Source organism: Sphingomonas sp. GlSt437, from assembly GCF_048015635.2.
In the GTDB taxonomy this organism is placed as follows: Bacteria; Pseudomonadota; Alphaproteobacteria; order Sphingomonadales; family Sphingomonadaceae; genus Sphingomonas.
Map to the genome: position 1 here is coordinate 498,762 of NZ_JBPGYA010000002.1, position 22,782 is coordinate 521,543.

Genomic DNA, 22,782 nt, shown 5'->3' on the forward strand with positions numbered 1-22,782 from the left:
TTCCTTTTAAAATCAATGCGCAGTCAGGATGAGCCGATCAATCACTTCCGCCAACGATGTTTGCCACGCCGGCAACGCGACGCCATGCGCGGCTGCAAGCCGGGCACAGTTCAGCCGTGAATTCGCGGGGCGCCTTGCCAATGTGGGATAGGCGGCGGTGTCGATCCGCCGCACTGCTGCAGACGGGCCGCCGCGCGCCGCCGATGTAGCGAAGACAGTCTCAGCAAAATCGGCCCAGCTTGCTTCGCCCGAAGCGGTCATGTGAAAAATGCCGCGGAGTCTCGAGCTGCTGTCAGACAACAGATTAGTGGCAACCTTCAATATTCCATCGGCGATTGCCAAGGCACTCGTGGGATTTCCCACCTGATCGGCAACCACTGATACTTCATCGCGATCACCAGCCAGGCGCAGCATCGTTTTAACGAAATTGGCGCCGAAGGGACTATATACCCAGGCCACCCGCAGGATCGCGCTGTTGCCATGCGCGCCGAGCACTGCGCGCTCGCCAGCCAGCTTTGAAAGACCATAAACGCCCGTGGGGCCGGCAGGATCGCTTTCGATATAAGGTCGGTCCAACGTGCCATCGAAAACATAGTCGGTCGACAGATGAACGAGGGGCACGCCAAGTTCTGCCGCTGCATCCGCCACAAGCCCAGCGCCGACCCCGTTAACTCGCTGCGCCAGATCAGCTTCCTGTTCGGCCTTGTCCACGGCCGTATAGGCGGCCGCAGAGACGATCACGTCGGGCCTGGGGGATTGAAGTGCGTTGAGAATCGTTGATTCGTCCGTCAGGTCGAGCTCAGGGCGGCCGACCGCGACCACTTGGTGCCCCTGCCCATTGCCTCGCTCGACCAGGCTTGTGACAACCTGGCCGGACACCCCAGTGACCGCGATTCTCATAGCTTGGTCGGTTCGCTTTCCTTGGCGGCCTGCTCCAGCCCGAGACGCTGACCATCATACCGATCGCGTAGCGGACGCCACCACCATTCATTGTCGAGATACCAGCGGACGGTCTTTTCGATGCCGCTGTCGAAATTTTCCTGTGCATGCCAGCCAAGCGTGTTTTCCAGCTTGGTCGCATCAATCGCATAGCGCGCATCATGCCCTGGACGATCAGTCACGAATTCAATGAGGTCTGCGTGGGCGAAATCGGTTGGCCGAAGCTTGTCCAGCACTTGGCAGATACGCCGGACCACCTCGATATTCTGCCGCTCGTTGCGACCGCCGACATTGTAGGTTTCGCCCGGCTCGCCTCTTTCGATAATGATATCGAGGGCGCGGGCGTGATCATCGACATAGAGCCAGTCACGAACATTGTCGCCCTTGCCATAGACAGGCAGCTTGCGGCGTTCGAGCGCATTCAGGATGGTGAGCGGGATAAGCTTTTCGGGAAAATGGTAGGGCCCATAGTTATTCGAGCAATTTGAAACGACGACCGGCAACCCGTAGGTTCGCTGCCAGGCCTTGGCCAGATGATCCGATGCGGCCTTTGATGCCGAATAGGGTGAACTGGGATCATAAGGCGTGGTTTCTTCGAACAGGCCGTCCTTACCCAGCGATCCGTAAACCTCGTCGGTCGACACATGAAGGAACCGGAATGACTGTTTCGCATCCCCTGTCAGGGCGTTCCAATAAACACGCGCGGCCTCCAGCAGCGTGAACGTACCGACGATGTTGGTTTGAATAAAATCTGCAGCGCCCGTGATCGACCGATCAACATGACTTTCGGCGGCCAGATGCATGATGCGGTCGGGACGAAATGCCTCGATGGCGGCGTTCATCGCCCCACGATCGGTGATATTGGCATGCAGAAAGCGATGATTAGCCGCGCCTTCTACGCTTTTAAGCGAAGCAAGACACCCAGCATAGGTCAGCGCATCGATGGTTAGAACCTCATAGCCCCTTTCCAGGACCAGATAGCGAACCAGTGCTGAACCAATGAAGCCAGCGCCGCCGGTGACAATCACACGCATGTATCAATCGCTCCAGGAGAAATAGGGCGGAAGCTCGGACAACAGGGGCAAGGAGCGGTCTTTCGCGGACAGGGTGTCAGCATCCGCAATGTCAGGCCATACGATGCCTATCGCCGGATCATTCCACGCCACCCCCTTGTCGCATTCAACGCTATAGAAACTGTCGGTGACTTTGTAGTAGATAACGGTATCGGGCAGAAGCGAGCAAAAGCCATGCGCAAAGCCGGGTGGGACCCATAGTTGCTTGCCATTGCCCGGAGTCAGCGTTTCGCCGATCCACTGCCCGAAAGTTGGCGACCCCACCCGGATATCCACCGCGACGTCGAAAAGCGCCCCCGAGGTACACCGGACTAGCTTGCCCTGCGCCTCTGGCCGACACTGGAAGTGAAGGCCGCGAATCGTACCAGCCTTAGCGTTGAGCGATTCATTGTCCTGGACGAAACGATAATTCCCTACTTTATCCTGAAATAGGTCCAATCTGAACGTTTCGGCGAAATAACCGCGTTGATCACCTATGCGCTGGGGCGTAACGAGTAGGATGCCTCTAATATCGTAACTCTGGATTTCCAAGATATTCCTCAACGATTTCAAACTCGTTCGTAGAGTATCCGAAAATTATTTCAGTACAGTGGCAGCACTAGTCACTGTAACGATCGGCGAAAATAGCGAGCTGATCAACTGTATCATTTTGCTAGGCTGGTTCGCCGCTGCATTGCCGAAGTACAATACATCCTTATCCTGCATCAAAAACTTCTGAGCCAGAAAAAATGCGCTGCTATGGAGCATATTGATGTGATAGACGCGCGGGATTTCTTTGCCGTCAGCAGTGTGAACATACCTGAAAAGAAAAATCGCTGCAGGATCACCTACGTTCGGATTTGCACCGCCAGCGGTAGCGATCGCCTCTGCGAGCGACACCGATGATCGACGAAACGATTCCTGCTCAACGCGACCAGACGCCCCAAGAACGCTGTATGTGCGGGGGTCATCCACCAGCATTAGCCGGTCGCCTGGGCGAATCCGAACGTCGAGCGCAGGATTCTCTACAATATCGTTTACTCGGATGTCCGCCGTGACATCACCACGAACAACGCGAACCATCAGGTCCTTAGAACTCCCCCGATAGCCACCAGCAAGCGCGATCACGTCGGACAGGCTTTCCCGGTTGGTTTGCAGTACCAGCCGACCCGGCCGCGCGACTTCACCACCAATGATGATCGAGTTAGTGATAGCTTGGTTCAGCGTCACCAGCACCTGGGGGTTCTGCGAAAGGCGTTGCATCGACTTGCGTATCGCCGTCTGGATTTCGCCGGTCGTCCGACCCGAAGCGTGCACTTTGCCGACATAGGGGATCACGATGTCGCCCGCGTCATCAACCCGCGTGGGTGGCAATCGCTGGACCTGGACGCCAGGTGTTGTCAACTGCCCCTGCTGGCCAGCCGACTGGCCGGTCGCAAACAATGCGACGCCCGCTTCGTATATACTGATGTCGAGAACGTCGCCTGGACCCACCATGTCTGTCGGCGTCGGGGTAAATTGCGGCAGCACGCTGGCTGGCAGCGCAACGCCAGGCAATGCCGGAATGTCGGCCAGCTGTCCGACATCCACGATTTCAATCGGAGCACCCTGGATCGGCGCGGTCGCAGATTTTCTGATCTGACCGCCGGTCGGACCGCTGGAAGGCAACGTCGCGCAGCCGGCCAAGCCCGCCAGCAAAACCAGTGATAAACATTTTCGAAGGAGCATTGATTGTGTATCTCTTAGCGGCAACCGCGTGCTGGGAGGCCCCTTAGCATCGCGATCGGATAATGAACAATAGTCGCCGGATAAATCCTGCGGCGAGGTAGCTTGGTCTTGCGCATCGCGCCTTGGTCGCCTAGCGCCAAGGCAGCACCGCCAACTGAGGACGCTGTAATAATTTATGAATGCGAACCCACCCTTTCCCATCGAGGCGCAGGTGCGGCTCGCAGAGTCAGTGCTGGTCGCATGGGCCCGAAAGCGCCGCTGGTTCCTTATTTTAGTCGTCTTGCCAACCGTCGTAGCCGCCGTCTATTATGGTCTGATCGCGTCGGATATTTATATTTCCGAATCCCGGTTTGTGATCAAAAGTCCGGACCAAAAGCGATCGCAGGTTTCGACGCTTGCCAACTTGGTCCAGACCACTGGCCTGTCGGGGGGGCAGGAGCAGACCAACGAAGTATTGACCTATGTTCGGTCGCGCGACGCGCTTCGGGCGTTGGAGGCCACTGGCGGTGTGCGTCAGAAGTTCGCCCGGCCGAACGTCGATTTCCTCTCACGTTTTCCGCTGCCGTTTGGCGATGCTTCTTTTGAAAGCCTCTACAAATATTACGGCAAAATGGTCGACGCTCGTCTTGATACGGAAGGTGGCACGGCGATTATCCAGGTGAAGGCGTTCACCCCGCGCGATGCCTACGAGATTAACCACCAATTGCTGTTGCTGAGCGAAGCGCTGGTGAACAAACTAAATGACCGTGTGCAAAGCAAGGGAATCACCGAAGCGCAGCGCCAGGTGGAGCTGGCCACGCAGCGAGCACGTGCCGCCCGGGTTCAAATCGCGCAATATCGCAACTCGGCCGAACTTATCGATCCGAGCAAGCAAGCAACCGGCGTGCTTGAGATTGCCAACTCGCTGACGGCCGAACGTGCAGCGTTGAAGGCGCAGTTAGACCTAATGCAGCGTGTCGCGCCTCGCAATCCGTCAATCCCCGCGCTGCGCAACAGGATCAACGCAATCTCGGTCCAGATCGATGCGCAGGATAGCCGTGTGGTCGGCACCGGTAGCGGCATTGCATCGAAGCTGGGCGGGTATGAGAACCTGCTGGTCGAGCAGGAATTTGCCACTCAGAGCCTGAATGCGGCGAACGCCGCACTTGTCCAGGCGCGCGCCGAGGCGCAGCGCCAACAATTCTATCTCGAACGCGTGGTTGACCCGAACATCCCCGACGGTCCCCTGCTGCCGCGGCGCTTCATGACGGTGCTGATCGTCTTCGGTGCCGCGCTGTGTTTTTACTTCATTGCTTGGATGTTCACGGTTGGTGTCCTCGAGCACGCGCCGGAAGAACGATCGTGACGACAGTCTCGTTACGTAAGCTGCGCAACAGCTGGACGGTGCAAGCGCGCGTGATCCACGCCCTAATGGTCCGCGAACTGGTCACGCGGTTCGGTCGTGAGAATATCGGATTTCTTTGGGTGATGGTCGAGCCGCTGCTTTTTGCCGGGCTCGTAGGCATCGTCTGGTATTTTTCCCGTGGCCCGACGGAGCATGGATTAAGCGTCGTTGGTTTCGTGGCCACCGGCTATATTCCCATCACCCTGTTTCGCCATGGGGTGTCGCGCAGTGTAGCGGTCTTTACCGTTAATCAGAGTTTACTCTATCACCGGCAAGTAAAAGTCATTGATTTCATTATATCCCGCTTCATTATTGAAGTACTTGGAAGCATGATGGCGTATTTGTTTATGGCGATTGTCTTAGTTATTATTGGCGATCTCCCCGTACCATCAGACATGGGCCTTTTTCTCTGCGGGTGGTTTCTATACTCTTATTTTGTCTTGGCCGTATGTCTTATTATATCACCTTTATCTGAGATGTCGGAAGTGCTAGAGAAGTTGATACCTGTTGTTACTTATATTATGATTCCTTTCTCCGGATTGTTCTATCTAGTTGATTGGGTTGCCCCTGGGGCTCGCGCTTTTTTCCTCTACTCCCCTTTCGTGAACGGAATGGAAATGATGCGTAAGGGGATTTGGGGTGAGCAAATCACTGCTTATTACGACATCTGGAATCCACTCGTCTGCGCAACCGTAGGTACATTGATAGGATTAATGCTGTGCCGCCATGTCCGACGTGGTTTGGCCATCGAATGATTATTTGCCGGGATATTACAAAGATTTACTCCCATGGCGCCAGCCAAAAGCACGTACTTAAGGGAGTTAATTTAACGATTCATCAAGGCGACCGAGTTGGCCTTCTTGGCCGCAACGGAGCAGGGAAAAGCACGCTAATCAAGATCATTGGTGGGGTAGAATTCCCGACCTCTGGCAACGTCGAGCGGACCATGACGGTGTCGTGGCCGCTCGGCTTTTTCGGCGGTTTTCACGGAAGTCTGACCGGCTATGATAATGCTCGCTTCGTCGCCCGAATTTACAATCGCGATTTTGCCGTAATGAAGGACTTCATCAAAGAGTTTACCGAGCTTGGTCGACAGCTCAGTATGCCCGTCAAGACCTATTCGTCGGGCATGCGAGCCCGGCTAGCTTTTGCATTGTCGTTGGCAGTCGAGTTCGACTGCTACCTGATCGACGAAGTGCTGCTCGTTGGTGACGCAAATTTCCAGCAAAAGTGCAACGATGAGATGTTCGGCAAGCGACATGATCGGTCGATGATCGTAGCCTCGCATAGCACAGCTGCTATACTCGAGAAGTGCAACAAAGCCGTTCTGCTCGATGGTGGTTTCGCAACAGTCTATGATGATGTGGAGGAGGCCGTAGCACACTACGCACGACTGTAGGTGTTTCATCCCTGGTTGCGAGATACCGAGCCTTAGAGATACGCGGCGTTATGCGCTGCTATGTCGCTATCTATCTCGATCGCTTCCGAGGGCGAGACTCACCACAGTCGGTACCAGAGCATGATGTGGGTGACGGGAGAGTGGGTGTGTCCCCCGTCAGCACCAATGGCACAGATTTGAGGTTGCGATTTAAGGAGGGTTGGGGCTTCGTCGTAGTGACGAAGGAACGAAGATGAAGGCCCAACATTCCTTGCAAAAGTCGCCGGCCAAGGCCCCTGCGGAAGCGGTGGTAAAAGACATTCGTCGCCAGACTCGTCGGCATTTCTCTGCCGAGGACAAGATCCGTATCGTGCTCGACGGCCTGCGCGGCGAAGATAGCATTGCCGAGCTGTGCCGCAAGGAAGGCATTGCCCAGAGCCTGTATTACACCTGGTCCAAGGAGTTCATGGAGGCCGGGAAGCGCCGCCTGGCCGGTGACACTGCCCGTGCCGCAACCACCGGCGAAGTGCAGGACCTGCGCCGTGAAGCCCGTGCCCTGAAGGAATGCGTGGCCGACCTGACACTCGAAAATCGCTTGCTCAAAAAAGCATGATCGCGGATGGGGAGGACGACGCATGAGGTATCCAGCATCCGAAAAGCTCGAGATCATCCGGATCGTCGAGCAATCGCACTTGCCCACCAAGCGCACGCTGGACCAGCTCGGCATTGCCCGCCGGACCTTTTACCGCTGGTATGACCGCTACCTCGACGGCGGCCCCGAGGCGCTGGCAGACCGGCCATCAGCACCAAGCCGCGTGTGGAACCGTATCCCCGATGCGATCCACGATCAGATCATCGAACTGGCTTTGGAACAGTCCGAGCTGTCACCATTATATTTGCATCGGATACCCCTTCAAATGCCGAACGTCAGCATGATCAAATAGGCAAGCTCCTGTCGTAGCCGAATAATCTGAAATCATTATCATACCTTAATAAAACCTTCTCAATCAATTCACAATCAAAGTATTCCAATAAACGATTATCCGCTCCTGTATGATGAGGATCGTGCCTTTTCCAATAAGATTCGAAGTCTATAGACAGATGATCGAACACTAATCTTGCGTCATGTTCAAGTTGCTCGAACCTTCCAATAAAGTCATAGTTGATCGAGTCGAGAAAGATTACCTGACTTTGAAGCGCCCAATGAACATCTAGCATCGAGTCGGGCATAGCACAAATCGCATCAATAAATTCGGAAAATGAAATTTCCACTGAGAGGTCGTGGCCAGATCGTCCAGACATTCGCAAGATCTGCGCTTTCTGTGGCTGATTCCGTCGAATTTTGTCCAAAAATCCAGAAAGCACCCGAGTGAAAGGATTCCTGACAAAAGCAAACTTAAATATATTAGGATCATTCATGGTTCGAGCGAAATCACCAGTTTGTAGTGGGCCGATAAGAGGTGAATACTGTCGATTATGGATAAACTCATCATCAGAATATTCTAGCTCTGGCCATGATAACTCAGCGCGCTGTAGCGTTGATTTCACTGTCGAGCATGCAACCTTCGGCGTCTCGCAAAATAGATAACGGTACTTGGGCGAAATATGAATAGAGTGAGATAACACTTCTACATCAAAAAACTGATAGAGCTGGCTATCGGCGGAAATCAGGTTCGCCCAAGGATTTTGGAGTACCATCGACAATCACGCCCGTCCTAAATTAGAGGCATCACCAGACGCCTTCATAGACTGAATTCACGCCAAACTGTCGAGCCACAAAACCCCGAATGGCCCTCCCCATTTGACACCTGGACCGAATGACGTTGCCGCAGCCAAAACACCTCACCTTGGCCATAAATTTCTCGCCCACATGGGATGGAGGCCGTGGTCGGCGAAAGCAGTGCTGCGGATCTAACGTTGTCCGTCGTCAGAACCTTCGGCACAGCTCGGCAATGCTATCTTCGCCGCGCAGGCCGTCGAGCACGATACGGATCTTGTCCTCGGCAGAGAAATGCCGACGAGTCTGGCGACGAATGTCTTTTACCACCGCTTCCGCAGGGGCCTTGGCCGGCGACTTTTGCAAGGAATGTTGGGCCTTCATCTTCGTTCCTTCGTCACTACGACGAAGCCCCAACCCTCCTTAAATCGCAACCTCAAATCTGTGCCATTGGTGCTGACGGGGGACAATGTCTATGGTATACGAGCAACTCGTTTCCGAAGGATGCTTAAGATGATTGGTGTTCCTCTATGTTCGATAACGGATTAATGCCAGTGCCGAGAGCACTGTAGATGATGTCAGAATTTGTGTCTTAATCTTCGTTCAAGAAATGCTACCGGATGAAGTCGCCGCACACCCCTTGTCTTGCAATCGGTGCCATGTGCACTGAGGAGCTACCCAAAGGAGGCATGGCCAGCAGCCGTGCAAGGAACTGGAGGCTGTTCAAGCGCGTGCTGCTAGAGCGGCCTGACGAGGCCCTGGCGGTCGCATGGTTGCGTCTCACTAACCGTCGTGAAAGGGCCGCGAGGCGTTTGCGTGACGCTGCCCTCATCGTGTTGGAGCCCTACGCGGCCTGGATCGATCTAGTTGAGGTGTTGCACCGCACGCGGCAGGCAAGACCGACACGCAGGGTATCTATCTGCGTCGTGCGCCTGTCACAGGGATCGACAGAGGCGGTCGAGGCCCAAGACTGGATTGTTGATTGGGCAGGCGCACGACCCGGGTCAGCGCCCGAAGCCTTCTGTTGCCTGCGTGATGCGATCATTGCCTGCACCTCTGACCTGGTCGTTCCGGTGGGGCGGGAGACGGTTCTGGCAGACAAAGCGCTCGAGGAGTTCGCGGCATGCTTCGTGAGCGCACCCGAATTTCCGGCGTATTTTGGAGATCACGATCGGGTCGATGCATTCGGACGGCGACGAGATCCCTATTTCAAGCCAAGATGGAACGCGGAGCTCGCTTTGGCCCAGGACTACGTCTCGCAGGTTTGCGCTATCCGGACCAGTCTTGTGAAGGTGGCCGTAACTGCGTTTAGCGCCCGGGCACCGTCGGTGCACGCTCTTTTGCTGCACGTCGCCTCGAAGGCGTCAGAAGCTCCCATGCACGTACCGAGGATCCTGGCCCACCTTCCCCCGGGTATTGACGAAGCTAGGGAGCAGCAGGAACGTCTTGCGCATGTTCGCGACTTCATTGCTGGAACAGGCGCAACAGTAGCAAGAGACCGCTTCGGGATTTTGCGAGTTTCATGGCCACTACCTGATGTTTTGCCAACCGTCAGCATAATTATTCCAACACGTGATCAGGTGGCGTTAGTGTCGCGCTGTGTCGAGCTCATCCTGGCGGACACAGACTATCCTGAATTCGAAATCCTGATTGTAGACAATGGCAGTTGTGAGCCCCGTACGCGGGCCTGGTTTAACATCATAACGCGGGACCGCCGCGTGAGAGTCTTACGGTTTGAAGGTCCCTTCAACTTCTCCGCTATAAACAATTTTGCCGCAAGGGAAGCGTGTGGAAGCTACCTGTGCCTTCTCAACAACGACACTGAAATTCGGAACGGCTCCTGGTTGACGGAGTTGATGCGTTACGCCGTCAGGCCGGGCATAGGCGCTGTGGGCAGCAAGCTGCTCTATGCCGATCACTCGATCCAGCATGCCGGGGTCTGCGTCGGGCTCGGCAATGCCGCGGGGCACGTCCACCGGGCTCTCGATGACAGCAAGCCGGGCTACTTCGCGCTAGCGCATTCCGCTCATTTCGTCAGCGCGGTGACCGCAGCTTGCTTGGTCGTGGCTCGCGACAAATACGAAGCAGTGGGCGGTCTCGATGAGACGGCATTCCGGGTTGCCTATAACGACGTCGATTTCTGCTTAAAGCTCCAGCGTCATGGCTGGCGCAACGTCTATGCACCGCAGTCGGTCCTTCTCCACCTGGAAAGCAAATCGCGCGGAAGCGATTTCTCCCCCGAGCACAGGGCGCGCTATCTGCGCGAGTTGGCTGAATTGCAGGCGCGTTGGGCAACCGAATCCTATATGGACCCCGTCCACCATCCCGCGCTGGACCGTGCGAGCGAGGAGTACCGGATCGCCGTTTAAGCTTTATCGAACGCCGGACGCGGCAGGCGTCGTTAGGGCCCGCCTGCCACAACAGGGCGCTAATTTTTTCTCTTGCAACCGCTCGGCCAATGTCGGAGGGCAATCACAGCAGGCCGTGATGTCTGATTTCTTACTACTTCGGGGGTACCGCCTTGCCCGATTCGCAGGCAAATATTGCCGCCGCGTTCCTGCGCAACGCCCATTTGCGTGGCGACGAAACTTTTCTAAAAATTAGAAATGCACGTGGTTCGGTGGTGTACAGCTACCGGCAAATCGCCAGCTTGGCCATGGTTGCGAACGCGCACTTCCGCAAGTGCGACCTCGCGCGCGGGTCGGTAATTGCCATAATACTGCGCCACTCTGTGGAGCTGTATAGCTCGTTTTTGGGTGCCCTGATGGCTGGTCTAGTGCCGACGATCATGCCTTTCCCTACCCCCAAGCAGGACAAGGCCGCATACTGGACCTCGCACGCCGAGTTGTTCCGCCTGAGTGGGATCTCGGCTATCTACACCTATGAAGAGAATATTACGGATATCGACAGATGGCTCGGTACGACCGTGACACGCGTGTTCACGGCCGCCGATGTCGATCCGGGGCAATCGAGTGACGAAATCAGTAGCAACCATCTGGCTGTCCTGCAGCACAGTTCCGGCACAACGGCCTTGAAGAAGGGAGTAATGCTGACGCATGAGGCAATCTTCAACCAGGTCGAAAATTACGCGAAGGCGCTTAGTCTTGAACCGGGCAACCGGATTGCGAGCTGGCTGCCCCTTTATCACGATATGGGCTTTATCGCCTGTTTTCTGATGCCGATGATCGTTGGCTGTCCGGTTGTGCACATCGACCCCTTCGTTTGGAGTGCGAAGCCAACCATACTACTGGACGAAATCGATGCGTTCGGCGGAGAGTATGTCTGGATGCCCAATTTTGCCTTCAATCACATCGCCAATCTCGCACGAGCTGGCGAATGGAGCCTCGGGACTGTCAAGGCGATAATAAACTGCTCCGAGCCCTGTAAGCCGGCGACTTTCGAGAAATTTCGCAGAATTCCACAATTTCGTAACTTGTCCGATCATGCCCTTCAGGTTTGCTATGCGATGGCCGAGAATGTGTTTGCCGTCACCCAGACTGATCTTGCCGAGCAACCGCGCGTCATCCGCGTCCGAAGCGAATCCTTGCGCCAGGGACGAACCGTAGAATTAGCTACGGGGGACGATGCGATTGAAGTGTTGTCCTGCGGCATGCCGATTTCCGGGACGACCGTGGCGGTCATCGATTCGCAGGGTGTGCCGCAACACGCAGATTGGATGCTTGGCGAAATCGCCCTTACGGGCAAGAGCATGTACGCAGGCTACTACAAGCGCGACGAGATCACCGCGCAGCGCTTGATCGACGGCTGGCACCACACGGGCGATATCGGATTCTTCGTCCGGGGCGAACTTTTCGTTACCGGCCGGGTTGACGATCTTTTGGTCATCCGCGGCAAGAATTTCTACGCCCACGAGATCGAGGAGGCTGTCAACGAACTCGACTTAGTCCTTCCGGGCCGGGCCGTTGCCATCGCGGCTTTCGACACCGCCAGTGGTGATGCCGCACTCGTCATCCTCGCCGAGGGTGCAGACCTTTCGCTCGAAGCGACCATTGCTCGTGCAGTCCGGAACATGGTGATCGATCGGTTCGGGATCAGCTTGGCTGATTTCCGTTTGCTTCCGCCTCAAACACTGCGGAAGACTACCAGCGGGAAATTGAGCCGAAAGGACAATCTCAAATTGTATAAGGAGCTTGAGCGTGAGTGACGCCGACGCGCTGCGGCTGTCGGTTTACCGATGCATAGCGGAAACTTTCAATATTTCGCCTGAGAGCTTGCGTGATGATATGTCGGCTACCGACATTCAGGGTTGGGATTCGATTTCCACCTCCTACCTCCTCCTCAACCTGGAGGAAGCACTTGAACGCGAGTTGGACATCGAGAAGATTTTGGAAACCCGGAATATTGGCGATATGATAAGGGTTATCGAGCAAGATGGACGACACCCAGGTTAATCACATGGTTTCGGCTATAGCACACCCGGACCACAGTGCTCATGCTCCAACGCCCAAGATGAATGTAGGCTTATTTGAACCACTTGGTTCCAATTGCGAGTTCGGCTTCGTGCTGCGGGATCTCGGGGACGTCCGGCCGTCGGTCTTTCGCTGGACCTCCATCGCGATCGAAAGCTTGTCCGATCTGCTCGAAAGTGATTTTCAGGATTGCTTCGAATTGTCGAACGTTCGGCCCCACACGGCTGACATGGTCATGGCGTCACGATTCGAATGGGCATTTCATTCGGCGCTCAAGTCAGACGGGTGCGGGAACTTTTCTCTTCCAGAAAAGAAGCTCACACGCTTGTTTCAGATCGAGCGTAAGAGGGTCTATCACGAGATAGATGCGTTTCGCACACGATTGCGCGACGGGAATTTGGTCTGTGTGTTCAGCGCCGACGGCGTAACGGATGACCAAATCTGCCGGCTGCGAAGCGGACTTGATGGCATCGCTGGAAACCAGACCAATCGGCTCCTTGTGGTCGGCGGACAGCGAACGGACAAAGACGAACTAGGAACCTCAAAAGAAATAGCGCCACGAGTGTTTCGAGGGACCGTTTTGAGTCTAGCGAATTACGCAACTGCTAACGAGTATGACGTCGATAACTGGCACGCAGTCCTTGAAAATTTTGCCGAACGAGGGTAACCCACTCACGTATGTTTCGTTCCCGGGATCCGGCTTCCCATTCGGTGGAATCCAACTATTGCCTCAACAGAAGCGTGATGCTGTGCTTCTTAGTCTTGCTTTTGTGTGCTTACATCTGAAGTGAGAAGGGCCAGATGATCGCAGTGCCTATCCGGTTGTCGAAGGATGGGTGCGGTGGCGTCACTTGTCTTGGGTCGAGTCTCTTCGCCTCGGGCCTCTCGCAAGGTTTGGGGCGGTTCCCAGAGAAGTCGCGGGCATTAGCTAAATGGATGGTGGTCGCATGATTATCCTTTATGGGGGGGGGGGCTTTCTGGGCAGCCATGTTAGGATGCGGCTGGCCGCACGGTCGGATGAGAAAGTTGTTTTGGTTGCCCGGTGTGAGCCGGCGCTTCCTTTAACTGAGCGCGAAGTGTTCATTTCGGCGGCCAATTTTGGCGAAGAGGCTGGTCTTGCCCCGCTACGCGAGGCTCATTCGATCATCTATCTGGCCGCGACCTCAACTGTCGCGACCTTTGTAGACCGTCCCTGGTCGGAACTGGACGAAAACGTCGCGCCCCTGATGCGGCTCGCGAAAAGGCTCGTCCGCGAGAACGCGCAATGCCGGCTGATCTTCACCTCTTCGGGTGGGACCATTTATGGGCGCGCTCACGGCGTGGGCCCTATCGCCGAAGACCAGCCCTGCCGACCGATTTCAGCCTATGGGCTCGGTAAATTGATGGCAGAACAAGCCTTGCAGTTTTTCGCCCGAACTGAAGGGCTGGACTTCAGAATCTTGCGTGTATCCAATCCGGTCGGGCGCTTTGCCCGATCGACAACGCAGGGGCTTGTGAGCGTGGCTATGAATGCGATCATCTCGGGCCGGCCCATTACCCTTTTCGGTGATGGCTCGAATGTGCGTGATCTTGTCGATGCCGATGATGTCGCCGATGCGCTGATCATGTCTTGCTTCGACACCGACTGGCACGGCGCCACATGGAACATCGGCTCGGGTGCAGGCATCAGCAATCGGGAAGTGCTCGAGCTCGTCGGAAGGATAACTGGCAAGCCGGTACCGCTTGAACTTGCTCCCGCTCGCCCGCAAGATGTGCCCGCTATCGTACTCGATTGCCGGAAAGCCAGCAGGGAGCTTGGCTGGCATCCTTCCCGGGCGCTTGATCAGACTGTTGCCGAATTGTGGGCGTCGCGTGCCGGTATCGTCTAGCACTGCGGCTCCCTCTTACGGGCACAGGACCTCGACGTTAGCTGTATATTGTATAGAAGGATGGGGGCAATGAGAGCTTGGCTGAAAAAGATCGATCCAATGCTGGTCGGGCTCGGCCTCAAGAGGCCCGCCGTGCCGCTGACGGCTGAAGAGCGGACGTTTTTAGAGGCGATTTTCGTGCCCCAGCACTATGCGCGCATGACCGGGCTTTCGGGTTACGATAACACTGAATTGCTCAACCATTTCATGCGCTTTGGGCTTCGCCTCAATCTGTCGCCGACCCCACTTTTCGACCGCCAGACCTTCCTCGAACAAGCGGGACCATCTCAGTCAGCCGACCTGCCGGATGTGATCCGCTGGTTCCGCGCTCAACGAGATATTGTACCGATCCGCCATTTCAACCCCGAAGTCTATCGCGGCCTGTATCCGGATGTCGCCGAACCTGAATGCAGCCCATATGAACACTTTCTCTTGCACGGCGTTCGCGAGGGACGACAACCGAACGGACTCTTTGACGCAAAGTGGTACGACGCGGTCGTTGACCGTAGGCAAGGCGAAATTGGGTTGCCACCTTATATCCACTTTCTGTTGTACGGGGTCCAACGCGGCATATCGCCGAGCGCGGGCCTGCTGAGCGTTTTCCGCCGGACCTCGACGGCGGCGGCGGATCCTGCGGAAACCTATGCCCGGGCTGAAAGGGCAGTGCGTCCATGGATTGCTCGCCTCGGCGCTGAACGGGCCCGCACGGTGCTCTTTCTCTTCAACCCGGACACATATGATGGCAATGGAGAATGCCCGGCGGATTCCGGTGGCCTCCAAAGGCTCGAACATTTCCTGGATAGAGGACTTGTTGCTGGCATCGACCCGGGGCCGCTGTTTGACGGCGCATTGTACGCTAAGCGGGTCAATATCGCTGACACGGACCAAATTAATCCCTTGCTACACTTTCTTGAGTACGGGATGAAGAACAGGGTCGTACCGACTTCGTTGTTCGACGATGCAATCTATGCCGACGCTTGGCCCGATATGCGCGGCCCCGAGATCTGGGGCTTCCTGCATTTTATCGAGCACGGCATTTTTGAAGGACGTCGAATCGATGGGTCCGAGCGGACGGGGGCCTGGTCACTGCCGCCCGACTCGGCAGGCGGACAGTTCCACAACTGGGAGCTGTTCTGGCGGGAGGCCGGCTTTACCAAGGATGACGACTTGGCCAGCGGGCCGGTCGTTTCATCGCGGCAAGATAGTGCTGGGGGGTGGGCCGCAGGCGGTCGCGAGGAGGATCTCCCGCTCGTGCGGGCCCTCTTCGTGCCCCGATATTATGCTACCGTTGCCGGGCTAGACCCGTCCGCTCCGACGGAAAGCCTACTCGACCATTTCTTGCAGTATGGTCTCGACCAGGACCTGCCTCCAGGGCCGCTGTTTGATCCCGCACTTGCCCGCGCGCTTACCGGCGAAACCAGTGGGCCCGCACTGCTAGCTTGGCTCAGGAAGCGCCGGCCGAACTGGCGGGCGCCGACCGAATTCTTCGACAAAACCTTCTACCAATCCTATTATCGTGACTTCGCAGGCGTGGATTTTGACCTTTTCGAGCATTTCGTGCTTCACGGCCTTGGCGAAAATCGCATGCCAACATTCGCCTTCGATCCGGCATGGTATATGCAGTCATACAAACGATTCGAGGCCGAGAGCGGCTATCCCGCGTATCTGCATTACCTGCTGTTTGGTGCGGCCCGAGGGCTGGCTCCATCACGGCTGTTGATGGCAACGTTCGACGTTGAAGGTGATGGCAGTTCGCCGGGACTCGACAATTACTTGGCCATCTGCCGCGCGGGAGCCTCATGGGTGGCTCAGCTGGATGCTGACAAGATGCTCGCCATGATGGCCATGTTTTCGCCCTACACATACGACGGTGAGGGTGCCCTTCCCGAGACCGCCTCAGGCACCAAGAGATTGGTGGATTTTCTTGACCGGGGTATCCGGAAGGGCCTCGCGCCGAGCCCGCTGTTCGAACCTGAGCTCTACGAGAAGAATGTCTTCGGTGCAGACGATCCCCCGTTGCTCCACTACCTGCGCAGGGGGTGGCCAAAGAAGCAGGTGGCAACACGTCTATTTTCCGAAGAAGCATATCAAGCGGCGCACGCCGACATTCGTTCCCACGGTATATGGGGCTTCCGCCACTTTCTCTTACACGGTGTCTATGAAGGGCGCAAAGTGGACGAGTGCGCGCGGTTGACGTTGTTCCCCAAGGTTGACGACCTTGCAGGTCGTGAATTGAACAATCTACGCATCTTCTGGGCTTCAACCGGGGTTCCGAGTGAAAAGATCGGCTTGCCGAGCGGTGTGGGTCGAACGCAGCAGCGGCTAAACGAGATTGTGGCATCTCCAGTGTTGACGGAGATCGTCCGTCGGGCCGTCGCCCTCGATCCTGTGATTGGAAATTTCCGAAAGGGCGACGCGTACCACGCTCCACCGTTCCATGATCGCGCCTATCCTGCGATCTTGAAGCTCCAGGACCGGATACCCGGCAAGCACTATGGCACTATTATAACGGTGCCCTGGCTCAGGGTCGGCGGTGCCGACCTAGTGGCCTGCCAGCTGGCCGAGGCGGTGCGCTTTGCCCGGCCGGACGAGAATGTTCTGATCCTGCGGGTCGACAGGCCCAACTTTGATCGCCCGGACTGGGTCCCGTCTGGTGTCGATGTCGCCTATATTTCCGACATCTTGTCGGAGGTCCCCGAAGATGTAGCAGAGCGCCTGATTTTCACCCTGATGAAAATACTCGAGCCCAAACGCTTGATCAACGTCAACAGCAACCGTGTTTGGCGTACGCTCGAGCGCTTCGGTCGCCGTTTACGTCCCCACGTGAATCTTTATTCGTATCTCTTCTGTTGGGATCAGACACCTGACGGGATTAGGGTCGGATACCCGTCGATGTTCTACGCCTCAACGGCGCCAAACCTGACCGGGCTATTTACCGACACGATCTACCTGCGCGACGAATTGGCCCGCATGTACCGGCCTTCACAGGAAATCGGTCAGCGCACCTACGCTCTGTTCACGCCTGCGCGCAGCATCCCGCCAAGGCTTCCGCTCGCCAAGGTCAGCACTGAATCGCTAGCGAGCAGACGTCCCAGAGTTCTGTGGGCAGGACGTCTTGACCGGCAAAAGCGTTTCGACCTCGTCCAGCATATAGCTTGGCAGATGCCTCATGTAGACTTCCTATGCTGGGGTGACGCGGTGCTTGATTTCCCTCCCGACATGACTCAATCGCCATCCAATCTGTTACTGCAGCCGAGTTTTTCCAGTTACGATGAACTCCCGCTCGATAGTGCTGACCTGTGGCTGTTCACGTCGGCTTGGGAAGGCATGCCGACGATCTTGATCGAAATCGCGATCCGAGGGGTATGCGTTGTTGCTTCTGCCGTTGGCGGTGTACCGGAACTGATCGATGACACAACCGGTTACCCCGTGGTCGACGCGGACAGCACAGAGACATATGTTCGTATCATATCACAGGCTCTCGACGATCCCAAGCAACGAGTTCAACGCGCTCGGAGACTTCAGAACCGCGCAAAAGACCGCTATTCCCAAACTCGCTATGTGCGGGATCTTGACATGATCTTTGGCAAGGAGGCCTGACTTGACGAAAGTTTCGGCAATTATCACTGCGCATAACGAAGGCTTGCTCGCTGGCCCGTCAATCGCAAGCTTCTGTGAGGCACGCAGCCACGCCGAAGCCAACCACATCGAGGTCGAACCGATTTTCATTCTCGACCGTGCCGACAAACTGACCGAGGCAGTCATTCGCGAGGCTGAGGTTCCAGGCGTTGCGATCTACGATACCGATTTTGGAGACATATCCACCGCGCGCAATTTCGCGGCCAGCAAGGCAACGGGCGATTTTGTCAGTTACCTTGATGCCGACGACTTCTGGAGCTATAATTGGATTACTGAGGCTGCGCGTTTTTGCCTTGCGAGAAGCAAGAAAGTTGTTGCCCACTCAGAAATAAACATCTTGTTTGGCGGCGGTCAGAATGTGTGGATTCACGCAGATTCGGAGGCCGAAGATTTCGATCCTTCGTATCTAACGGTCGGAAACTACTGGGATGCAATGATATTTACTTGGCGTGACATTTATCTTGATTACCCAGTTCGGAAGAATGATTTGAAGTCGGGGTTCGGTTATGAGGACTGGCAGTGGAATTGTGTCACATTACTTGCGGGCATCCCCCATAAGCCCGTTCCATATACTGTTCATTTTAAGCGCAGGCGCGGAGGATCATTGCTCGCCCGTAGCGCCGACAGCGACGTGGTGCCAGCGCATACTGGCATCTACGCGCTGTCTCGGAAGCTATGGTCTGAAAAGTCTGGACGTTCGGCCTAGTTTAACGTTGGCAAAATTCACTCATGGATATCGCTGATCTAGATCCTGAGGACCGGCCGTTCGGGCCGATCTGGGACGCTTGTCGCCCTTACACAATGACGTCGCTAGAACGCGGCCTCGCATTGTTCCGGGCGATCCGCAACATTCATCAGAATTTCCTTGCCGGTGATTTTGTCGAATGTGGCGTCTGGAAGGGGGGGTCGTCGATGATCGCCATGATGACCCTGCAACACTTCGGCATCGCAAACCGGCGGTTCTGGCTGTTCGATACCTACGCCGGAATGACAGAGCCCAGCGAGTTCGACGTAGACCGTGACGGCGCAACGGCTGAATATTTAATGACCACTTCGGCCGAACGTCGCGAAACGGAACCGGTCTGGGCCTTCGCGTCGCTCGAAGAGGTCAAATCAAATGTCGCGCGGACCGGCTATGATCCGGCGCTTGTGCAGTACGTCGTCGGAGATGTGCGTGAGACTATTTATAGCATCGAAATCGGTGAGATCGCCCTTCTTCGGCTTGATACCGACTTTTACGACAGCACGCTGGTAGAGCTTGAGGTTCTATTCCCGAAGCTGGTTGAAAACGGTGTTCTTCTGATAGATGACTTCGGTCATTGGTATGGCGCGCGTAAGGCTGTCGACACTTATTTCGACAAATATTTCCTGTCTGGCCAGACCAAGCCCCTGTTACAATACATCGATTATACGGGAAGAATTGCCATAAAACCTTCGGTCAAATTCAATGAAAATCCGGTCGAACGATACGATTATACGCCGCCGGGCTTGCGGGCGGCGAATCTTCTGGGCAGCTTTCCTGAACTAATTGCGCGTGATGTCGGGGTAATCGATTGGATCTACCTGCGTCGGCAGGTACCGCACGTGTGGCGTAGCGATGTCCGTGCGCGGCGCCAACCGAATACGGGTGCGATTTCAGTCGAAGAAGCGGAACTGCTTTTCAACAATGCGCTCGCGTTCAACGGCCTGCGGGGCGTCGAGGTTGGCTGCCACTATGCTTGGTCGACTGCGCACCTCGTCAAGGCCGGGCTAATCCTTGATGTTATCGATCCAGCGCTGGGTGATGATCACCACTTTTCTGCTGTAAGGGACAGTCTGAAGCAGGTGAACGGCCCCGGCTCGTTCGCGCTATGGCCCGGTTACTCACCGGGCGTGCTCGCGGCGGTACACGCCACGACTAGTGTGCCATACGCATTCGCATTCATCGACGGTTACCACGAGGGCCCATCACCGATGAACGATGCGAAGGCGGCGGCGCAGTTCATGGCCGCGGACAGCTGTGTAATGTTCCACGACCTGACCAGCCCCTATGTCGCCGCCGGTCTTGCGATGTTGGCTAATGCGGGATGGAGCACGGGTATCTACAATACGATGCAGATAATGGGCATTGCTTGGCGGGGTAAGTTCGAGCCGGTGGCCCATGTGGGCGATCCCAACGTACCATTGCCAAAGCTGTCGCACTTGTCGCGTTTCGATCTGCTGACCCGTTTGGCCTAATTTCAGCGGGAAGTCGGCATCATTCGGTCCGGCTTCATCCGACGGGCTAGCCTGCGTTCCGTGGGCCTTGAAGTGTCGGTAGCGCGCAATGCTGATGACATGCTCCCCGTTTCTCATCCAGCGGTAACGAGAGTCCTGGGTCGATTTGATCCGACACCATTCTCTGGACCACCCCGGGTTAGAGTTTCCCGGCCAGGGTCACGGTGACGGGCTGGGTGCGTCACCGGGATTCATCAGCGTGATCGAGGGCTTGTTGCCGATGGCACCGTGCGGCCGATCCTCGTTGTAGTATCTGCGCCACTCCTCCAACTTTTCGCGGGCATCTGCAAGCGTCAGGAACCAGTGGGTATTCAGGCACTCCGCTCGGAACCGTCCGTTGAACGCTTCAATGTAGGCGTTGTCCGTCGGTTCGCCGGGCCGGGAGAAATCCAGCGTCACGCCGTTGGTGTAGGCCCATAGGTCCAGGTCCCGGCTGATGAACTCGGAGCCCTGGTCGACCCGGATTGTCCTTGGATAGCCGACGACGGCGCAGGTCATCTCAAGGGTCTGAACGACGTCCTCACCGCGGTAGCTGAAGCGGGGATCGAGCACCGGAAAGAACCGGGAAACGTGTCGATCACCGTTAGCACGCGGTGTGTTTCGGCGTGGAATAAGGGCTCTGACTCATATTCCGTGCAGAATTGACAGGACAGGGCGCGGACTGTTGGATTCCTGCTGATGGTTAGTGGGGAGGAATGTCAGTGGTCGCAAAGGCATGGGACAGCAGCCTGTCGTTACCGGGACTAATCGTTGAAGGCAGGGCCATCGTCGAGGGCATGGTGCGGATGTCCGGTCGACTGGCCGCATCGCAAGGGATCTGCCCGGATTGCGGCACGCCGTCGGGATCGCGCCACAGCACGTACGATCGCACGCTGACAGATTTGCCGATCAGCGGTGCCAGAGTTGAGCTCCGGCTCAAGGTGCGGCGCTTGCGGTGCAACCATGCGCCATGCCCGCGCACGACCTTCAGTGAACCGTTGCCACCAGCGTTCGCCCGCCGATATGGCCGGCGGGTCGGGCGTTGCGAGGCACTGCTGCATGCGGTGGCGGTCGCGCTGGGCGGCAGACCGGGCGCGCGGATGATGGCGCGTCTGGCGGTGCCGTGGTCGCGCGACACGATGTTGCGTGTTCTGCGTCATGGCGATCCGATGGCCGAACCTGCGCCACCCCCGCGGGTCATCGGCATCGATGACTTCGCCTGGCGGCGCGGGCACACCTACGGCACGATCATCGTCGATCTGGAGCGCCGCCAGGTCATCGACCTGCTGCCCGACCGGCAACGCGAGACCGTCGTGGCGTGGCTGCAGGAGAACCCGCAAGTTGCGACCATTTGCCGGGATCGTGGCGCAGGCTATGTCGCCGCGGCAACCGAGGCGGCACCACAGGCGCAACAGGTCGCCGACCGCTGGCATCTCTTCGAAAACGCATCGGCAGCCTTTTTGGCAGCAGTGCGCATGGAAATGCCTGGCTTGCGCCGGATCTTGGCGCCATCCGGGCCGGTCGATCCCGCAACCCTGACCCGTGCCGAACGCCTGCAGTGGGACGGCGCGCAGATCCGTGAGGCACTCAACCGGCAGATCCTGGATCTGGCCAGCCAAGGCACGCCGATCAGGGTCATGGCGCACACCACCGGCGTGTCGCGCCAGACCATCCGCAAAATCCTGCGTGGCCAGCGTCACGATACCTTTCGTAGCCGGGAGAGTTCGCTTGATGCCTGGTCGCTCATACTCGAGGCAGAATGGAGCGCCGGATGCAGGGTGGGCGCAGAGCTGTGGCGGCGACTGAAGGCATCGGGCTTTGCCGGTTCGCTGCGCGTGGTCAGCGAATGGGCCACCCGCCGGCGGCGCGACGAAAAACTCGGCCACGCCGTCGGCGCCGCAATGAGCGCACGCACCATTGCCCGTAGCATGACGACCGAACGCGGCACCGGATCGGCCCAGACGGCGATGATCAACGCTGTGGTCGAGCGGGCCGTGCCCGCGCTGGTCGTGGCACGTGACGTTCTCGACCGTTTCCACGCGATGATGCGCTCGAAGGACGAGGCCCGCCTCGATCCGTGGATCGCCAAGGCCGCCAGCACCAAGCTCGCTGCCTTCGCAGCAGGCGTGGAGGCCGACAAGGATGCCGTGGCCGCTGCCATTTCCAGCCCTTGGTCCAGCGGACAGGTCGAAGGGAACGTCAACCGCCTCAAGTTGATAAAACGGCAAATGTACGGGCGCGCGAAGATCGACCTGCTCAAGGCCAGAGTTATGGCGCCAGCATGACCAGAATTGCACGGAATATGAGTCAGAGCCGAATAAGGACCCCGTTGGCGGGGTGATCGGCGTCTAAAAGGGGCTCTGACTCATATTC

Annotated in this window: 17 protein-coding genes and 3 pseudogenes; 13 read left to right on the forward strand and 7 right to left on the reverse strand. The window is 56.9% G+C overall.

The window, feature by feature from the left end:
- Positions 1-12 precede the first annotated feature (12 nt).
- The 4 genes from rfbD to ACLB0R_RS11885 are packed head-to-tail and all read right to left on the reverse strand — an operon-like array spanning position 13 to position 3,719.
- Positions 13-900 (reverse strand): dTDP-4-dehydrorhamnose reductase, encoded by an 888-nt coding sequence (rfbD, locus tag ACLB0R_RS11870; RefSeq protein WP_416643480.1) that lies wholly within the window; start codon positions 898-900, stop codon positions 13-15.
- Positions 897-1,973, reverse strand: a complete 1,077-nt coding sequence (rfbB, locus tag ACLB0R_RS11875) for a dTDP-glucose 4,6-dehydratase (RefSeq protein ID WP_416643479.1) — start codon at positions 1,971-1,973, stop codon at positions 897-899. Before rfbB ends, rfbD begins: the two co-directional genes overlap by 4 nt.
- 3 nt (positions 1,974-1,976) lie before the next feature.
- Complete coding sequence (gene rfbC / locus ACLB0R_RS11880) at positions 1,977-2,543, reverse strand: dTDP-4-dehydrorhamnose 3,5-epimerase (RefSeq protein WP_416643478.1); 567 nt, start codon at positions 2,541-2,543, stop codon at positions 1,977-1,979.
- 45 nt (positions 2,544-2,588) lie between these two features.
- Positions 2,589-3,719 (reverse strand): polysaccharide biosynthesis/export family protein, encoded by a 1,131-nt coding sequence (locus tag ACLB0R_RS11885; RefSeq protein WP_416643477.1) that lies wholly within the window; start codon positions 3,717-3,719, stop codon positions 2,589-2,591.
- 175 nt (positions 3,720-3,894) lie between these two features.
- On the opposite strand from ACLB0R_RS11885, the gene ACLB0R_RS11890 reads away from it, so the two are divergent.
- The 4 genes and pseudogenes from ACLB0R_RS11890 to ACLB0R_RS11905 all read left to right on the forward strand — a co-directional run.
- Positions 3,895-5,064 carry a capsule biosynthesis protein gene (locus ACLB0R_RS11890; protein WP_416643476.1) on the forward strand — a complete coding sequence of 390 codons (1,170 nt, stop codon included), beginning with the start codon at positions 3,895-3,897 and terminating at the stop codon, positions 5,062-5,064.
- Positions 5,061-5,858: an ABC transporter permease gene (locus ACLB0R_RS11895; protein ID WP_416643475.1), complete on the forward strand. Its 798-nt coding sequence runs from the start codon at positions 5,061-5,063 to the stop codon at positions 5,856-5,858. The genes ACLB0R_RS11890 and ACLB0R_RS11895 overlap by 4 nt, the downstream gene beginning before the upstream one ends.
- Positions 5,855-6,502 carry an ABC transporter ATP-binding protein gene (locus tag ACLB0R_RS11900; RefSeq protein ID WP_416643474.1) on the forward strand — a complete coding sequence of 216 codons (648 nt, stop codon included), beginning with the start codon at positions 5,855-5,857 and terminating at the stop codon, positions 6,500-6,502. Before ACLB0R_RS11895 ends, ACLB0R_RS11900 begins: the two co-directional genes overlap by 4 nt.
- A gap of 232 nt (positions 6,503-6,734) precedes the next feature.
- Positions 6,735-7,371: pseudogene (locus ACLB0R_RS11905) on the forward strand (transposase); the annotation flags it as partial.
- Positions 7,372-7,417: 46 nt separating this feature from the next.
- Here ACLB0R_RS11905 and ACLB0R_RS11910 read toward each other — a convergent pair.
- On the reverse strand, positions 7,418-8,179 hold the full coding sequence (locus ACLB0R_RS11910) for a sulfotransferase family protein (protein ID WP_416643953.1): 762 nt from the start codon (positions 8,177-8,179) through the stop codon (positions 7,418-7,420).
- 235 nt (positions 8,180-8,414) lie between these two features.
- Positions 8,415-8,582: pseudogene (locus ACLB0R_RS11915) on the reverse strand (IS3 family transposase); the annotation flags it as partial.
- Positions 8,583-8,887: 305 nt separating this feature from the next.
- Between ACLB0R_RS11915 and ACLB0R_RS11920 the strand changes: the two are divergent.
- From ACLB0R_RS11920 to ACLB0R_RS11955, 8 genes are all read left to right on the forward strand, one after another.
- The gene (locus ACLB0R_RS11920) at positions 8,888-10,567 is read left to right on the forward strand and encodes a glycosyltransferase family 2 protein (RefSeq protein ID WP_416643473.1); all 1,680 of its coding nucleotides are present in this window, start codon (positions 8,888-8,890) and stop codon (positions 10,565-10,567) included.
- Between the two features lie 152 nt (positions 10,568-10,719).
- Positions 10,720-12,363, forward strand: a complete 1,644-nt coding sequence (locus ACLB0R_RS11925) for an AMP-binding protein (RefSeq protein ID WP_416643472.1) — start codon at positions 10,720-10,722, stop codon at positions 12,361-12,363.
- The gene (locus ACLB0R_RS11930; protein WP_416643471.1) at positions 12,356-12,610 is read left to right on the forward strand and encodes a phosphopantetheine-binding protein; all 255 of its coding nucleotides are present in this window, start codon (positions 12,356-12,358) and stop codon (positions 12,608-12,610) included. Before ACLB0R_RS11925 ends, ACLB0R_RS11930 begins: the two co-directional genes overlap by 8 nt.
- Positions 12,591-13,295: a hypothetical protein gene (locus ACLB0R_RS11935; protein WP_416643470.1), complete on the forward strand. Its 705-nt coding sequence runs from the start codon at positions 12,591-12,593 to the stop codon at positions 13,293-13,295. The genes ACLB0R_RS11930 and ACLB0R_RS11935 overlap by 20 nt, the downstream gene beginning before the upstream one ends.
- Before the next feature lie 280 nt (positions 13,296-13,575).
- Positions 13,576-14,496 carry an NAD-dependent epimerase/dehydratase family protein gene (locus tag ACLB0R_RS11940; protein ID WP_416643469.1) on the forward strand — a complete coding sequence of 307 codons (921 nt, stop codon included), beginning with the start codon at positions 13,576-13,578 and terminating at the stop codon, positions 14,494-14,496.
- A 69-nt stretch (positions 14,497-14,565) separates the two neighbouring features.
- Positions 14,566-18,135 (forward strand): glycosyltransferase family 4 protein, encoded by a 3,570-nt coding sequence (locus ACLB0R_RS11945; RefSeq protein WP_416643468.1) that lies wholly within the window; start codon positions 14,566-14,568, stop codon positions 18,133-18,135.
- 1 nt (position 18,136) lies between these two features.
- Positions 18,137-18,880, forward strand: a complete 744-nt coding sequence (locus tag ACLB0R_RS11950; RefSeq protein ID WP_416643467.1) for a glycosyltransferase family 2 protein — start codon at positions 18,137-18,139, stop codon at positions 18,878-18,880.
- Between the two features lie 23 nt (positions 18,881-18,903).
- Positions 18,904-20,391 (forward strand): TylF/MycF/NovP-related O-methyltransferase, encoded by a 1,488-nt coding sequence (locus ACLB0R_RS11955; protein WP_416643466.1) that lies wholly within the window; start codon positions 18,904-18,906, stop codon positions 20,389-20,391.
- A gap of 198 nt (positions 20,392-20,589) precedes the next feature.
- Here the strand turns inward: ACLB0R_RS11955 and ACLB0R_RS11960 are convergent.
- Positions 20,590-21,023, reverse strand: a pseudogene (locus tag ACLB0R_RS11960) (integrase core domain-containing protein); the annotation flags it as partial.
- A 108-nt stretch (positions 21,024-21,131) separates the two neighbouring features.
- Here ACLB0R_RS11960 and ACLB0R_RS11965 point away from each other — a divergent pair.
- Positions 21,132-22,694: an ISL3 family transposase gene (locus ACLB0R_RS11965; protein ID WP_416642936.1), complete on the forward strand. Its 1,563-nt coding sequence runs from the start codon at positions 21,132-21,134 to the stop codon at positions 22,692-22,694.
- The last annotated feature ends 88 nt before the right edge of the window (positions 22,695-22,782 follow it).